This is a genomic window from Microbulbifer taiwanensis (assembly GCF_014904815.1).
Classification (GTDB): Bacteria; Pseudomonadota; Gammaproteobacteria; order Pseudomonadales; family Cellvibrionaceae; genus Microbulbifer; species Microbulbifer taiwanensis.
Map to the genome: position 1 here is coordinate 15,305 of NZ_JACZFR010000017.1, position 14,507 is coordinate 29,811.

General features: G+C 61.8%; 15 protein-coding genes. 1 reads left to right on the top strand and 14 read right to left on the bottom strand.

Going from position 1 to position 14,507, the window contains the following annotated elements:
* Positions 1-6 precede the first annotated feature (6 nt).
* From rlmN to trmJ, 11 genes are all read right to left on the bottom strand, one after another.
* On the bottom strand, positions 7-1,158 hold the full coding sequence (gene rlmN / locus IG627_RS06200) for a 23S rRNA (adenine(2503)-C(2))-methyltransferase RlmN (RefSeq protein WP_193191156.1): 1,152 nt from the start codon (positions 1,156-1,158) through the stop codon (positions 7-9).
* Between the two features lie 230 nt (positions 1,159-1,388).
* Positions 1,389-1,817: a nucleoside-diphosphate kinase gene (ndk, locus tag IG627_RS06205; protein WP_193191158.1), complete on the bottom strand. Its 429-nt coding sequence runs from the start codon at positions 1,815-1,817 to the stop codon at positions 1,389-1,391.
* A 168-nt stretch (positions 1,818-1,985) separates the two neighbouring features.
* Entirely contained in the window at positions 1,986-2,180 is a 195-nt protein-coding gene (gene iscX, locus IG627_RS06210) for a Fe-S cluster assembly protein IscX (protein WP_193191161.1), read from the bottom strand.
* A gap of 33 nt (positions 2,181-2,213) precedes the next feature.
* Positions 2,214-2,552 (bottom strand): ISC system 2Fe-2S type ferredoxin, encoded by a 339-nt coding sequence (fdx, locus tag IG627_RS06215; protein ID WP_193191163.1) that lies wholly within the window; start codon positions 2,550-2,552, stop codon positions 2,214-2,216.
* 94 nt (positions 2,553-2,646) lie between these two features.
* Positions 2,647-4,506 carry a Fe-S protein assembly chaperone HscA gene (gene hscA / locus IG627_RS06220; protein WP_193191165.1) on the bottom strand — a complete coding sequence of 620 codons (1,860 nt, stop codon included), beginning with the start codon at positions 4,504-4,506 and terminating at the stop codon, positions 2,647-2,649.
* A gap of 2 nt (positions 4,507-4,508) precedes the next feature.
* Positions 4,509-5,033, bottom strand: coding sequence for a Fe-S protein assembly co-chaperone HscB (gene hscB / locus IG627_RS06225; RefSeq protein ID WP_193191168.1), 525 nt, complete (start codon positions 5,031-5,033; stop codon positions 4,509-4,511).
* Positions 5,034-5,181: 148 nt separating this feature from the next.
* Positions 5,182-5,505: an iron-sulfur cluster assembly protein IscA gene (gene iscA, locus IG627_RS06230; RefSeq protein WP_193191170.1), complete on the bottom strand. Its 324-nt coding sequence runs from the start codon at positions 5,503-5,505 to the stop codon at positions 5,182-5,184.
* A 26-nt stretch (positions 5,506-5,531) separates the two neighbouring features.
* Positions 5,532-5,951 (bottom strand): Fe-S cluster assembly scaffold IscU, encoded by a 420-nt coding sequence (gene iscU / locus IG627_RS06235; RefSeq protein ID WP_193191172.1) that lies wholly within the window; start codon positions 5,949-5,951, stop codon positions 5,532-5,534.
* A 35-nt stretch (positions 5,952-5,986) separates the two neighbouring features.
* Entirely contained in the window at positions 5,987-7,201 is a 1,215-nt protein-coding gene (locus IG627_RS06240) for an IscS subfamily cysteine desulfurase (protein WP_193191386.1), read from the bottom strand.
* Between the two features lie 81 nt (positions 7,202-7,282).
* Positions 7,283-7,759, bottom strand: coding sequence for a Fe-S cluster assembly transcriptional regulator IscR (gene iscR, locus IG627_RS06245; RefSeq protein ID WP_193191174.1), 477 nt, complete (start codon positions 7,757-7,759; stop codon positions 7,283-7,285).
* Between the two features lie 251 nt (positions 7,760-8,010).
* Complete coding sequence (gene trmJ / locus IG627_RS06250; RefSeq protein ID WP_193191178.1) at positions 8,011-8,805, bottom strand: tRNA (cytosine(32)/uridine(32)-2'-O)-methyltransferase TrmJ; 795 nt, start codon at positions 8,803-8,805, stop codon at positions 8,011-8,013.
* Between the two features lie 128 nt (positions 8,806-8,933).
* Here trmJ and IG627_RS06255 point away from each other — a divergent pair, with 128 nt between their 5' ends.
* A complete protein-coding gene (locus IG627_RS06255; protein WP_193191180.1) occupies positions 8,934-9,737 on the top strand; it encodes an inositol monophosphatase family protein in 804 nt (267 codons plus the stop codon).
* A gap of 146 nt (positions 9,738-9,883) precedes the next feature.
* Here the strand turns inward: IG627_RS06255 and IG627_RS06260 are convergent, their stop codons facing one another.
* The 3 genes from IG627_RS06260 to IG627_RS06270 all read right to left on the bottom strand — a co-directional run bounded on the left by IG627_RS06260 (position 9,884) and on the right by IG627_RS06270 (position 14,274).
* Positions 9,884-11,128, bottom strand: a complete 1,245-nt coding sequence (locus tag IG627_RS06260) for a cytochrome-c peroxidase (RefSeq protein ID WP_193191183.1) — start codon at positions 11,126-11,128, stop codon at positions 9,884-9,886.
* 9 nt (positions 11,129-11,137) lie between these two features.
* Complete coding sequence (locus tag IG627_RS06265; RefSeq protein WP_193191185.1) at positions 11,138-12,064, bottom strand: FixH family protein; 927 nt, start codon at positions 12,062-12,064, stop codon at positions 11,138-11,140.
* A gap of 86 nt (positions 12,065-12,150) precedes the next feature.
* On the bottom strand, positions 12,151-14,274 hold the full coding sequence (locus tag IG627_RS06270; protein ID WP_193191187.1) for a choice-of-anchor B family protein: 2,124 nt from the start codon (positions 14,272-14,274) through the stop codon (positions 12,151-12,153).
* Positions 14,275-14,507: the final 233 nt, after the last annotated feature.

Here is a 14,507-nt window from a genome sequence, read left to right on the forward strand (position 1 = left end):
CCGACATCACCCGACGATACGCACCGGGCTCTCAATATCGCCATCGCCACGGCGCTCGGCATTGCGGTAACGTTCGGAGCGGCGCGTGCGATCGTTGACACTGCCGGCCAGCTGGCCGCAGGCCGCGGCGATATCGTCGCCACGGGTGGTACGCACGGTTACGGTATAGCCTTTGTCCAACAAAATCTGTTGAAAGCGTCGCAAAGCGTTGTTGCTCACCCGCTGGTAGTCGGACAACTCGAACGGATTGAAGGGTATCAGATTTATCTTTACAGGCACATCGCGCAGCAGTTCGGCCAGCTGCTCGGCGTGCTCCGGGCGGTCGTTGACCTCCCGCATCAATGTGTACTCGATAGTCATCTTGCGATGCGTATCCGGCATACGCTCGATATAGCGCTTGGCCGAGTCCAGCAGTACAGCGATCGGGTACTTCCTGTTGATCGGCACCAGCTGGTTGCGCAGCTCGTCGTTGGGCGCGTGCAGGGAAATGGCCAGGCTCACGTCGGTCACGTCCGCCAGGCGATCCAGGGCCGGCACAACGCCGGAAGTGGACAATGTAACCCTGCGCTTGGAGATGCCGTAGGCATTGTCTTCCATCATCAGGTTCATGGCGTCGACCACATTGTCGAAGTTGAGCAATGGCTCACCCATACCCATCATCACCACATTGGTCACCTTGCGCGGGCCTTTCGGCTCCAGCTGGCCGAAGGATTTACAGGCGATCCACACCTGGCCGATGATCTCTGCCGCGGTCAGGTCGCGGTTGAAGCCCTGCTTGCCAGTGGCACAGAAGCTGCAGTCCAGGGAGCAGCCCACCTGGGAGGAGACACACAGGGTGCCGCGGTCGCCGTCGGGGATATAGACAGTCTCGACGGCGTTGGCGCCCTCGACCTGAATCAGCCACTTGCGCGTGCCGTCGGCGGAATCCCACTGACCCAGCACTTCCGGCGCGCGTATCTCGGCGACTTCCGCCAGCTTCTGGCGCAGGGCCTTGCTGACATTGGTCATCTGCTCGAAATCGTCGACCCCGTTCTGGTGAATCCACTTAAGCACCTGCACGGCGCGGAAACGCTTCTCGCCCAGCGATTCGAAGAACGCGGCCAGCTTGTCGACGGACAGGCCGAGCAGGTTGGTTTTGGCGGTTTCTGTAGTGCTCATGGATTCGTTACCTCGGGCCACTAAGGCTCATTGTACCGGCGACTATAAGTGAGCGCCGGAGCAGCCCTGCTGCCGGGGGAGGTTTACGGGACACGCCGTGAATCCATCCCTGGAGGCTTGTCGGCCGGGTCCCTCCGGCCGACAGTCCCGCAAACCTCCCCCGGCATCAGGGCCTTCGCTTCAAGCTCATTACTTCTTAATAAGCCGAGCTTGGCGCCTGCCCTACTTGATTAGCTGCGCGGGCAGATCTCGTCGTCGGCAAAGAAGTAGCTCACTTCACGCGCGGCGGATTCGGCGGAGTCGGAACCGTGTACCGCATTGGCGTCGATGCTCTGGGCGAAGTCGGCGCGGATGGTGCCGGCAGCGGCTTCCTGCGGGTTGGTGGCACCCATCAGGTCGCGGTTGGCCAGGATGGCGTTCTCGCCTTCCAGAACCTGGACCACAACGGGACCGGAAGTCATGAAGTCCACCAGGTCTTTAAAGAAGGGGCGCTCCTTGTGCTCGGCGTAGAAGCCCTCGGCCTTCTCGCGGGACAGCTGCTGCATTTTCATGGCAACGATACGCAGGCCGGCTTTTTCGAAGCGGCTTTCGATTTCGCCGATCACATTCTTGGCTACTGCGTCCGGCTTGATGATGGAAAGGGTGCGTTCCAGGGCCATGTTTTTCTCCAATTTCAGTGTTTTAAACTTGCCAATACAGGAAGAGCAACCACTATCAGTTGCTCTTCCCCGGTGTTCATGCATCGCTCAATATTTGAGCAGCGCCTGTTCAGGCGGGCGGATTATACGCGTTACTGCATGAAGTTTGTACTGTTTCCGCCCGTCCCCTTACTCGGCTTCCTCGATCCAGGCGGCCTGAATCGCCTCGAGAATCTTTTCACCACAGCGGTTCGGATCGTCGTCAAAACCGGGCAGTTCCATCACCCAGTTGCGCAGATCGACGAAGTTGACTGTCAGCGGATCCACGTCCGGGCGCGTTTCCACCAGCTCTATGGCGATATCGTTAATGTCCGTCCATTTCATTATTGCTTCTCCGCAGAATTCGTGACCAACCCGTCAGTGCTTTTCCGATACCTGGTTGATGGTGTATTTAGGGATTTCGACCACCAGGTCTTCGTCGTCCACGATTGCCTGGCAGGAAAGGCGGGATTCCGGCTCCAGGCCCCAGGCCTTGTCCAGCAGATCCTCCTCCAACTCATCCGGCTCCTCCAGGGAGTCGAAACCCTCGCGCACTATCACGTGACAGGTAGTACAGGCACAGGACTTCTCGCAGGCGTGCTCGATGTCGATACCGTGCGCCAGCGCCGCGTCGCAGACGCTGACACCCGGCTCGGCCTCTACCACCTTGCCCTCGGGGCAGATCTCGGCGTGGGGTAAAAATACAATCTTTGGCATGGGTCAGTGACTCTCCAGTGGTCCGGAACACCGAGCCCCAGCTCGGCACCCTCTCCCTATCCCCTCCCCCGCAAGCGGACGAGGGAATCGGGGGCTATTTATCAAATTCGTCCAGGCTATGGCCCTGCATGGCGCGCTTGATGGACGCATCCATGCGGCGTGCGGCGAAGGGCTCGGACAGCTGGTTGAGCGTCTCCATACGCCTGCGAACTTCCTCCACATCGCCGCCGTTATGAGCCAGGCGCAGGGCCTCCATGGCTCTTTCCAGCTGGTTCAGCTCCTGCTCTTCCAGCAATTCGGCGCCATTTTCCTTGAGCGCCGCCAGCAGACTCTCCAGGGTGCGCTCCGCCTCCACCTGGGCCTCGCGCAGGGCGCGCGCGGCAATATCCTCTTCCGCGTGGGCGTAGGACTCCTGCAGCATGCGCGCTATGTCTTTGTCCTCCAGGCCATAGGATGGCTTGACGGTGATATCGGCGCTGACACCGCTGCTCTTCTCCATCGCCGTCACCGACAGCAGGCCGTCCGCATCCACCTGGAAGGTCACGCGAATATGGGCCGCGCCGGCCACCATCGGCGGTATGCCGCGCAGCTCGAAACGCGCCAGGGAGCGGCAGTCTTTGACCAGCTCGCGCTCGCCCTGCACCACATGAATCGCCATGGCCGTCTGGCCATCCTTGAAGGTGGTGAATTCCTGCGCCTTGGCTACGGGAATGGTGGTGTTGCGCGCGATCAGCTTCTCGGTGAGCCCGCCCATGGTCTCAATACCCAGGGACAGGGGAATGACGTCCAGCAGCAGCAGGTCCTCGCCGGTCTTGTTGCCCACCAGCTGATCCGCCTGCAGCGCCGCGCCTATGGCGACCACCTGGTCCGGGTCTATATCGGCCTGGGGAGCGCGGCCGAAATACGCCTCCACCCGCTCGCGTACACGCAGGGTACGGGTGGAACCGCCCACCAGAACCACTTCCTGCACTTCGTCGACGGGCAGGCCGGCGTCGCGCAGGGCGCGCTTGCAGGCCCGCAGAGTCTTGTCGATCAGCGGATCCAGCAGTTCTGCCATACCGGTGCGGTCCAGGGTACCGCGCCAGTCGCCGTGGCTGACTTCCACCTGCTCGCGCTGCGCCAGGGTCTCCTTGGCCGCACAGGCGCTGTCCAGCAGCGCGCGCTGGGTCGCCACATCGAGATCGGTGCCCAGGCCCGCCTGCCCGGCCATCCAGCCGGCGATGGCGCGGTCGAAGTCATCGCCGCCGAGGGCGGTGTCGCCGCCGGTGGAGAGCACCTCGAAGACGCCGCGGGACAGTCGCAGTATCGAGATATCGAAGGTGCCACCGCCGAGGTCGTAAACCGCTATCACGCCTTCCTCGCCCTTATCCAGGCCGTAGGCCACCGCGGCCGCGGTGGGCTCGTTCAACAGGCGCAACACCTTGAGCCCGGCCAGTTGCGCGGCGTCCTTGGTGGCCTGGCGCTGGGCCTCGTCGAAATAGGCCGGTACCGTGATCACGGCGCCGTCCAGCTCGCCACCGAGGGCCTCGCGACCGCGCCGCGCCAGTTCTTTCAGTATCTCCGCAGACACCTGCACCGGGTTCACCGGCCCGGCCGCGGTTTCAATCGCCGGCATGCCGCCGTCGCTGTCTGTAAATCTGTATGGCAACTGTTCGCCGAAGCTCTGCACATCGGCAATGCCGCGCCCCATCAGTCGCTTTACCGAGATCAGCGTGTTGTAGGGATCCTCCCCGGCACGAACGCGCGCTGCGGCGCCCACGGTGATTTCCGCTCCGCCGTAGTGCACCGCAGACGGCAGAATCACACTGCCGTCCTCCGCGGCTATGGCTTCCGCCGAACCGCTGCGCACGGTCGCCACCAGGGAGTTGGTGGTGCCCAGGTCTATGCCCACAGCGCGCTTGCGCTGGTGGGGTTCCGGAGTCTGACCGGGTTCGGAAATCTGCAGTAGTGCCATTTTTAATCCAACAACTCTTCTTCCAGTTCTTCCACCTGCCGCTGCAGCTTGGTCAGGAACTGCAGCTTCAACAGGGAATCTTTGCCGGCCTCCAGGTCGCCCGTGGCGAAGACCTCGGCGAAATGTTTCTGTTCGCCGGTGAAGAGGCCGCGCACCTCGTCGCCCAGCTCGTCCAGCGCCGCCGCCGGGTCCGCCTCATCGCGCACTTCCTCGAGACGCTCCCGCAGCATCATCTGCTGCATCAGGAATTCCGCATCGGCGGTGGTCTGCTCGGGACTCACCTCGACGCCGGCCAACTTGAGCAGATAGCCGGCGCGCAATACCGGGTCGCGCAGGGTCGTGTGCGCTTCATTGATCTGCGCCGCATACTGCATCGCCAGCAGCTGCTCGCGCTCGGACTTTGACGCGTACTTGTCCGGATGGAATTCCCGCTGCAGCTGGCGATAGCGCTCAGCCATAGCGGCGCGGTCGATCTCAAACGCGGGCCTGAGACCGAATATTTCGAAATAGGTCTGTTGCAGTGACATATTCATTCGCCCGGGCGAACACAAGGTTCGCCCCTACACTGCGGGCTGTGCCCGCGCCCACTCCCCCGCAAGCGGGGGGAGTGGGGGATGGAGATATTAAAAAGGCCGGCATGCGCGACGCACCCGGCCTCTCTGTGGCGAGCTGTAATCAGACGTGGAAGCTTTCGCCGCAACCGCACTCGTTCTTCACGTTCGGGTTGGTAAAGGCGAAGCCCTCGTTCAGCCCCTCCTTGACGAAATCCAGTTCGGTGCCGTCCAGGTAGGCGAGACTCTTGGGATCCACCACCAGCTTTACGCCATTCTGCTCGAAGACCACATCCTCGGCTTCCGCCTCGTCGACAAACTCGAGCACATAGGAGAGACCGGAACAGCCGGCGGTCTTCACCCCCACACGGATACCGATTCCCTTGCCGCGGCTTTCGAGCTGGCGCCGGATATGTGCCTGCGCCGCTTCTGTCATGGTAATCGCCATAACATACCCCTTACTGCTCAGTGGGTTTAACCGGCCGCCTTTTCCTCGGCAGCCTCACCGGCATCCTGACCGCGCTTCTCGCGGATATTCTTCACCGCCGCCTTGATGGCGTCCTCCGCCAATACCGAACAGTGGATCTTCACCGGCGGCAGCGCCAGCTCCTCGGCAATGGCGGTGTTCTTGATCTGCTCTGCCTCGTCGATGGTTTTGCCCTTGACCCACTCGGTGAGCAGGGAGCTGGAGGCGATGGCGGATCCACAACCGTAGGTCTTGAACTTGGCATCCTCGATTACGCCATTGTCGTTGACCTGGATTTGCAGACGCATCACGTCGCCACAGGCGGGCGCACCCACCATGCCGGTGCCCACGTTGTCCGCCTTGTCGTCCAGGCGGCCGACGTTGCGGGGATGTTCATAGTGGTCGATTACTTTATCGCTATAGGCCATGACTGAAATCTCCTAAATCTTCTCGCACGTCGGGCTTAGTGGGCCGCCCATTCAATGGTATTGAGATCGATGCCGTCTTTGTACATATCCCACAGGGGCGACAGCTCGCGCAGTTTTTCCACCGCCTTGCGCACTTCCGCCGCGGCCGTATCCACGTCCTGCTCGCTGGTAAAACGGCCGAAACTGAAACGCAGGGAGCTGTGGGCCAGCTCGTCGTTCACACCCAGCGCTCGCAGTACATAGCTGGGCTCGAGGCTGGCAGAGGTACAGGCGGAGCCGGAGGAAATCGCCAGGTCCCGCAGGGACATGATCAGGCTCTCTCCCTCGACGAAGGCAAAGCTCACGTTCAGGTTACCGGGCACGCGCTGCTCGACGGAACCGTTGATATGCACCTCTTCCATATCCTTGATCTGGCCCCAGAAGCGATCGCGCAGTCCGAGCAAACGCTCGGATTCCGCCGCCATCTCTTCCTTGGCGATACGGAAGGCCTCACCCATACCGACGATCTGGTGAGTCGGCAGGGTGCCAGAGCGCATACCGCGCTCGTGGCCGCCACCGTGTATCTGCGCCTCGATACGCACCCGCGGCTTGCGGCGCACATAGAGTGCACCAATACCTTTGGGACCGTAGACCTTGTGGGCGGAAAAGGACATCAGGTCCACTTTCAGCTCTGCCAGGTCGATCGGCAGCTTGCCGGCGCTCTGGGCTGCGTCCACATGGAAGATCACCTTACGCGAGCGACACAGTTCGCCGATCGCGGCGATATCGTTGACCACGCCAATTTCGTTGTTGACGTGCATCAGGCTCACCAGGATGGTGTCCTCGCGCAACGCTTCCTCTACCTGCTCCGGATAGACGATGCCGTCTTCCCGCGGATTCAGGTAGGTGACCTCGAAACCCTCGCGCTCCAGCTGGCGACAGGTATCCAGCACCGCCTTGTGCTCGATCTTGGAGGTTATGATGTGCTTGCCCCTACCCTGGTAGAAGTGGGCAGCGCCCTTGATGGCCAGGTTGTCGGACTCGGTGGCGCCGCTGGTCCAGACAATCTCGCGCGGATCGGCATTGACCAACTCGGCGACATTGCGGCGCGCTTCTTCCACAGCCTCTTCCGCCTTCCAGCCGAACAGGTGCGAGCGCGACGCCGGGTTGCCGAAATTGCCCTCCATCGTCAGGAGCGAAGCCATTGTGGCGGCGACGCGCGGGTCAACCGGGCAGGTGGCCGAGTAATCCAGGTAGATGGGAAGCTTCATAGTCATACCGTTTCCGCTCAGTAACTCTTTAACTCTTGATAGATCTGGCTGCCAAATCTTACGACTGCGCTTTTGCGACAGTTACAGGCCGCCGATCACGGCGACTCGTTCTTCCGGCGCCTCGCGCAAACCCTGCCGACGCGCCACTTCCTGCACTTCCGCCCGCGCCACCAGGTTGGCGAGGCTGATGCCGCTGAGGAAATTGTGAATCTGTTCGCTCAGGTCGGACCACAGGTAGTGGGTCAGGCACTGTTCGCCGTTGGCACAGTCGGCATTGCCACCGCAGCTGGTGGCGTCGACGGACTCGTTGACCGCATCGACAATCTGCGCGACGAAGATGTCGTCGCCATCCCGCGCCAGCCGGTAGCCACCGCCGGGACCGCGCACACTGGAGACCAGGCCGGACTGGCGCAGGCGGGAGAACAGCTGCTCCAGGTAGGAAAGGGAGATACCCTGGCGCTTGGAGATATCCGCCAGGCTGATAGGGCCGCGATCTGCATGCAGTGCCAGATCCAGCATTGCCGTGACCGCATAGCGGCCTTTGGTTGTCAAACGCATATCAGCTCCCGACTGATCTACAGCCCTTTTCTATCGGGGCGCGAGTATGGAATAACCCAGCAACTCAGTCAAGTATATAACCCAGCAGCATGGTCGGAAATGCGGAATGCGGAATGCGGAATGCGGAATGCGGAGCAAGATGCCCGCACTTCGTCCGCTACCAAATCCCTATTTCTGGCGTTCAGGCGCGATCTCTGATCCCCACGGCACGCACCGGGTCAAATCGCGTATTCCGCATTCATCATTCCGCATTAACCACCCGGCCTCCCCTTGCCGCCGGCCTTGTGTATATAGTTCTGGATGGCAGTAAGCCAGCCGCGCAGTATCCCCAGCTCCATATCGTCCGGACGTACGCGACTGAACAGTCGACGCAGACGGGTCATTGTCTGGCGCGGGTTGTCCGGGTCGATAAAACCCAGCTCCCCCAGCGCCTGCTGCAGGTGATCGAAGTAGAGTTCCATATCGCTGGCCTTGGCCGGCGGCCTGTCCCAGTCGGCGTAGCTCAGTTCCGCACCCTTTTCCGCTTCCAGCGCCGCGACCCGAACCTCATAGGCAAGCACCTGTACCGCAGTGGCCAGGTTCAGGGAGCTGTAATCCGGATTGGCCGGGATATGCACGTGGAAGTTGCACGCCTGCAGCTCTTCGTTGGTCAGGCCGCGATCCTCGCGCCCGAACACCAGTGCCACGGGATGACTCGGCGCCTCGGCCACCGCCCGCTCACCGCACTGCCGTGGCGTGAGCAGCGGCCAGGGAATGCGTCGCTCGCGCGCGCTGGTGGCAACCACCAGGCCGCAGTCGGCAACGGCCTCTTCCAGGGTATCCACAACCACCACTTTATCCAGCAGGTCGGCGGCACCGGCGGCGCGCCACACCGCATTGGCTGCGGGGAACTCCCGCGGCGCAACCAGGTACAGCTGGCTCAACCCCATATTTTTCAGGGCGCGCGCGGCACCGCCGATGTTACCGGGGTGCGCGCTGTTCACCAGCACCACGCGGACATTGTCGAGGGCGGCGAGGGGCGAACTGTGTTGGGGAGACTTGGCCATACTGTATGAATGCGTTGAGGATTCTGCGGGCGCGCGAGTGTAGCAAAAATGTGCGGGAATCCCTACAATCGCCGCGTCCGGCCAGCCCGGGTCTGCTTTTTAATCCCTTCAACGAGTGCGGAATAGTTATGGAACCCATGCTGAATATTGCCCTGCGCGCGGCGCGCAAGGCCGGTGAACTGATTGAACGAGCCTGGGAGCGCGGCGATCTGGCCAAATTCGAGGAGAAGGCGCGCAACGATTTCGTCACTGAAGTGGACAGGGCCAGCGAGCAGGAGATCATCTACCACCTGCGCAAAGCCTACCCCAAGCACAGCATTCGCGCCGAAGAGAGTGGCCTGCAGGAAGGCGCCGAGCCGGACTACGAGTGGATCATCGATCCCCTGGACGGCACCACCAACTTTATCCACGGCGTGCCCCAATTCGCAGTCTCCATCGCCTGCCGCTATCGCGGCCGCATCGAGCACGCGGTGGTACTGGATCCGATCAAGCGCGAGGAGTTCACCGCCAGCCGCGGCCGCGGCGCGGCCCTGAACGGTCGCCGCATCCGTGTGTCCCCCCGGCAGAATATGCGCGGCGCCCTGATCGGTACCGGCCTGCCCTTCAATGGTCCGGCTCTGGAAAATATCGACCCCTACCTGGCGGCACTGAAGGAGATCGCCGGCCAGACCGCCGGCATCCGCCGCCCGGGCGCGGCGGCGCTTGACCTGGCCTATGTGGCCGCCGGCCGCTTCGACGGATTCTGGGAAATGTACCTGAACACCTGGGATATCGCCGCCGGCGCACTGCTGGTGAAAGAGGCCGGCGGCCTGATCAGCGACTTCCGCGGCGGTGACGACTACCTGGATTCCGGCCACCTGGTCTGCGCCACTCCCAAGGTGTTCAAGCCGCTACTGCAGATTGTCGGCAGGCACCTTGGCAGCGTTCGCTGAAGGGGGAGCGCCGAGTCCCAGCTCGGCATGCGGGCCGCAGGCCCGCTTGGGCGAACACACGACTTATCCCTTGTACACCGTTCTTTCGTCATTCCGGCGCAGGCCGGAATGACAAGCCAATAAACACTTGATCTGCAGCAGGGTATCTACAGTCCTTCCGGCTCTCCCCACAGCGGATCGTCCTCCGGCAGTGGCGATGTCAATGTGCCCAGGAAGGCGATCACCTGCCCCAGCTGTTCGTCACTCAATCCCAGGGGCAGGATATCGAAATGCGGCCTGCTGGGGTGCTGTTCGCGGTCGTAATAGGGCGGAGTGGGCGCGTTATAGTGGGCCAGCACCTGTTCCAGGGTGGCCAGCTGCCCGGCCTGCATATAGGGCGCCGTTTGCGCGATATTGCGCAGAGTCGGTGTCTTGAAAGCTCCCACCAGTTCCGGCCCCTGCCGCTTAAGGAAGCGCATCTCCGCGCAATCCCCCTGTCCCGCGTCACTCCAGCGGGACAGGCAGGTAAAGGCATCCTCCTCCAGCGCGGCCACACCGGCGTAGCGACCCAGATCGACCCGCGCCACATCCGGCTCCGGGGCACCGATATTGTGGAACTCGTAGTTGGTAAACAGTGGACCGTTGTGACAGCTGGCGCAGTTGCCCCGCCCCACAAACAGTCGCATTCCCGCCAACTCCTCCTCGCTCATCAGTGCAGCCAGGGCCTCACGGTCGCCACTATCGCGATGCAACTGGGCAACGAAACGATCGAAGCGCGCCGGGCGCAGCTGCAACCGCCGTTCGTAGGCCATGATCACCTTGCCCACCCGGCTCAGCACCCTGTCCCGCGCCGCCCGCCGTGCGTCGGACAACCTCCTGCCGGCCCTGGCCAGCCGGTCCAGGTCCCCGCTGTCACCGAACAATTGCCGATACTCACTCCGGTAGTGGCGGTGGATCACCCGCGCCACCGCCGCGCCATCGAGTCCGTGTTCACCGGGGTCGAGCAGGGGCCCCAGCGCCTGGGACCAGAGACTATCCTTGCGCCCATCCCAGAACAGCCAGGGGCTGTGACTGGCACCCAGAACCGTCGGCGCGTTGCGCCTGGTCATTTTCAGCCCAAGGGATCGAGGCAGGCCATCGGTGAAATACTTCTGCGGTTGATGGCAGCTGGCGCAGGACACCCGCCCGTTGGCACTCAGGCGCGCGTCGAAAAACAGCCGGTGCCCCAGCGCCGCCGCGCGCGGGTCCTCCGCAACGGCGTTGTCCGGCGCCGCCGGCGGGGGTGGCAATGCGTCGAGGGAAAAGCGGCTCAGAAACAGGATATCCGCTTGGGTAAAGCGATAGGCGCTATCTTCGCTTGCGAACAACAACGAACACCAGAGCAGCAGCGGCAGCAATAACAGTCTTCTCACAGCCGACTCCTACAGGCGGATATTGAAGGTGACCGCGTCATCCAATGGCCCGGCTGCAATGTTGAAAGTCATTACCCACCAGCCGGTCATCTGGAACTTGACCCCCTGTACCCGGTAGACCCCGGGCGCAGACTCGGCGGTGACCCGCGGCTGGGTCGGCAGACCGTGCACATGGCCGGGCATATGTCCGACGATCTCCACCTCGGCACCGCTCAGCGGTGCGCCATTGACGTCCGACAATATCAGCTTCCAGTCGTGAATCTCGTTCAGCGGCACCCGCCCGGCCCCGGTTTCCGGCTCCACGTGGGCGAACACCGACAATTCGCGCGAGATCTGGAAACTGCGCAGATCGAGTTCGCCGGGAATATTCTGGCCCTGGGCGGCGGGCACCGCGAGGGTCATATCCTCCGTCGGTGCCGAATCGCCGGTAGCGACATTCATATTCAGCTTGCTCGGGTGAACACTGCGAATCCGCGCATTGTGGCCGGACGTGAGTGGCATGCCCTCTTCCAGCTGCAGCGGTCCGGTGAGACGGATATGCGGCTGCCAGAGCTCGCGGTAACCACGCTCCAGCAGGGCCAGCGCCCGTTCGCGTTCGCCCTGGCTTCTCTCGCGCAGTTCCGCGGCCTGTTGTTGCCAGAGGGGGATTTCCTGCGCGAGCAGATCGATGGTTTCACCAAGTGCCTCGCGCCCGTCGCCCGCCGGCAGGGAGCGCAGTTTAACCCGCAGTCGGTTCAGCTCCTTGCGCAGCGCGTTACTGTGCGCGGTGACAGATACGGATTCCGCCTGCAGCGCCCTGGCACTGTGCAGCAATTCGCCGCCGAGGGTCATCAGTGAGTTACTGGAGGACAAATCACCGGTTTCGGCAACCGACAGGCAGGGGTACAGCAACAGAGTCGCTACCAGGCAGGCGCGACGAAAAAAGAACATTTGCATAGGGTTTCCCCATTATTATTGTTATCTAACTGCACGAAAGCGGGCGCGGCACAGGGCCGCGCCCCAAGGCCTATTGACACTAGTCCCTACTGGAAAGTCAGGCTCCATTCATTGATGGTGCCCGTATCCCGGCTGGCCCTGTCGCGCACCCGCAGCGACCACTGCCCCGCGGACGCCTCCGTACCAGCATCCAGGCTATACGTCTGGACTATATCGTCGGCACTGCCGCCGCTGCGGTCGTGCAGGCTGAACACGGCACCACTGGGGGCCAGCAGGTCAACCTCAAGGTCGCCGATATAGGTGTGGCTGATATCCACACTCACTTCTATGCCTTCAGAGGCCCCACCGCGATCCACGTCGACGGGACTGCTGACGCCGGTGGCGTTGTTGTCGGGTATCGAATAGCTGCCGGTGTTGGAATAAGTCACCGGGTCGCCATCACCGCCGCCGCCATCACCGGCGCCGATGGTCACGCTGTAATCCTCGACTTCGCCGTAATTGAAACTGCCACAGGGAGACGGGGCCGCGTTATAGCGCATCGCGATGCGCAGGCGGCTGCTCACGCCCTCGCTGCCGGCCGGCACATTCAAGGTGCCATTTACGGTACCGGAGGAGGTACCGCCGGAGCTGAAGACTTCTTCGCCGCTATCGGTGAAGTCGCCATCGCCATTGAGATCTATCCAGACCTTCCAGTATTCACCGTAGCTGCTGCCGCTGAACGCCGGCGTCAGGCTGACGGCGTTGGCGCCCTCATTCAGATTGACCAGCTGCGCGGTGAAATCCGAATAGGTCGCCGAACCGGAGCTGTGGCTGAAGCCGGCCAGGTCGACCTGGCTGATCCACTCCTCGCTGGCATTGTCGGAACCGGCGCTGCAGTAATCCGGATCGGGATCCGGGTCCGGATTCTGGATGGCATCCCAGTCCGGCCGCACGGTAAAGAGTCCGTTACCTATATCGCTCATAATGACGTTGCCACTGGCGAAATAGGCGTAGTTACTCCAGGTACCGGAAAATTGCGCACTGTTGGAGTTGGGGATGGTGTCGAAGTAGGCCACCTCGCTCAACTGGCCACCGGCAATATCCGCGGCATCGAGTATGCGCAATCCGGCGCGGTAATTGGACTCATAGATATAGCCGTCGCGAGTATAGAGATTGTGATCTATTGCCGCGGTGGGCCCCACATAGCGCCCTATCTCCACCGGATTCTGCAGGTCGCTGACATCGTAGATGTAGGAAGTGGTGTTGTGGCCGTTGCGCGACTCGTCCAGTTCGTCGTTCATGATCAGGATGCTGTGGTTATCGTCAAGAAACCAGCCCTGGTGAGTATATTGCGATCCCTGGTACAGGGTGCGCGACAGCTGTACCGGATTGAATTTATCCGTGACGTCGACAATGGTGATGGTGTCCTCATTGTAGCCGACACAGATTTCGCGGCCGCTGTAGTCCGTATCCGGACCGGCGTAGATCACACACTGGGCATCGTGGGTGTAGCCGTCCGAGGAAAAACAGCCTGCGTACTGCGGGTTGGCCGGATCGGAAATATCCACCATATAGAGGCCACCGCTGCACTGGTTGCTACCGACCACATAGGCGTAACCGCTGTCCTCATTGATGGCAATATTGTGCGCATTGCCGAAACCGCCCATATGCGCGCTTTCACTCAGGGTCTGCCCCGGCGAGGGCAGATTGCGCAGACTGCGCAAATCGAATACCTGCAGGCCGTGGGAGCTGTTGCCGCTGCCATCGGCGACGATAAAGGCGTGGTCGTTGTAGACCTTGACATCCCTCCAGGAGTCGGAACCGTTATTGTGGGAAGGCAGAAAGCCCAGGAAGACCGGCGACTCGGGCGCGGTAACATCCACGAACGAGGTGCCATTGGTACGCCCGACAATGGCAATCTCCGCTCCAGTCTGCGGATCGGAATAGCCCCAGATGTCGTTGAGGTTGGCACTGCCGCCGCCCATATCGGCCTTGGCGACAAAGGACATCAAGTCGACGTTTTTACAGGGATAGCCGGCGGCACTGCCCCCCTGGCACAGGGTCGCTGCCTGCTGGTTTTCCATCAGGGCCTGCATTCCGGACGGCAGGGCCCCCTCGTTGCTGTCATCGTACTCGAAGCCATCGGGAAACATCGCGCTGTGGCTCCAACTGAATACGGAAACCAGCGATAGCAGCATAGCTGCCAGACCCCGGTTAAATGGTTTGATCATTGCTTGCGATTCCTTATTTTTATTTGCGGCTTCAACCGCTGTATCACAAAGCAGACATGCTGCACCATCCACTGCAACAATGGAGCGGCTTGCAGTTTTGCGGACACCTCCAATACCAGCCAGCGCGTGTAGCGTGTCGGAAAGGGAGGCTTGCGGTTTCATTTGTCCGGTCGGGAACGACGATTCCATGCGATATCGCTTGTGGCTCCACCACCGGAATCCTGACCGCTATT

Coding starts and splice junctions, on each gene's coding strand:
- rlmN (WP_193191156.1), bottom strand. CDS start 1,158: ATGAGCACTACAGAAACCGCCAAAACCAACCTGCTCGGCCTGTCCGTC.
- iscR (WP_193191174.1), bottom strand. CDS start 7,759: ATGCGTTTGACAACCAAAGGCCGCTATGCGGTCACGGCAATGCTGGAT.
- fdx (WP_193191163.1), bottom strand. CDS start 2,552: ATGCCAAAGATTGTATTTTTACCCCACGCCGAGATCTGCCCCGAGGGC.
- trmJ (WP_193191178.1), bottom strand. CDS start 8,805: ATGGCCAAGTCTCCCCAACACAGTTCGCCCCTCGCCGCCCTCGACAAT.
- ndk (WP_193191158.1), bottom strand. CDS start 1,817: ATGGCCCTGGAACGCACCCTTTCCATCATCAAGCCGGACGCAGTAGCC.
- iscX (WP_193191161.1), bottom strand. CDS start 2,180: ATGAAATGGACGGACATTAACGATATCGCCATAGAGCTGGTGGAAACG.
- IG627_RS06240 (WP_193191386.1), bottom strand. CDS start 7,201: ATGAAGCTTCCCATCTACCTGGATTACTCGGCCACCTGCCCGGTTGAC.
- IG627_RS06270 (WP_193191187.1), bottom strand. CDS start 14,274: ATGATCAAACCATTTAACCGGGGTCTGGCAGCTATGCTGCTATCGCTG.
- iscA (WP_193191170.1), bottom strand. CDS start 5,505: ATGGCGATTACCATGACAGAAGCGGCGCAGGCACATATCCGGCGCCAG.
- IG627_RS06255 (WP_193191180.1), top strand. CDS start 8,934: ATGGAACCCATGCTGAATATTGCCCTGCGCGCGGCGCGCAAGGCCGGT.
- IG627_RS06265 (WP_193191185.1), bottom strand. CDS start 12,064: ATGCAAATGTTCTTTTTTCGTCGCGCCTGCCTGGTAGCGACTCTGTTG.
- hscB (WP_193191168.1), bottom strand. CDS start 5,033: ATGTCACTGCAACAGACCTATTTCGAAATATTCGGTCTCAGGCCCGCG.
- hscA (WP_193191165.1), bottom strand. CDS start 4,506: ATGGCACTACTGCAGATTTCCGAACCCGGTCAGACTCCGGAACCCCAC.
- iscU (WP_193191172.1), bottom strand. CDS start 5,951: ATGGCCTATAGCGATAAAGTAATCGACCACTATGAACATCCCCGCAAC.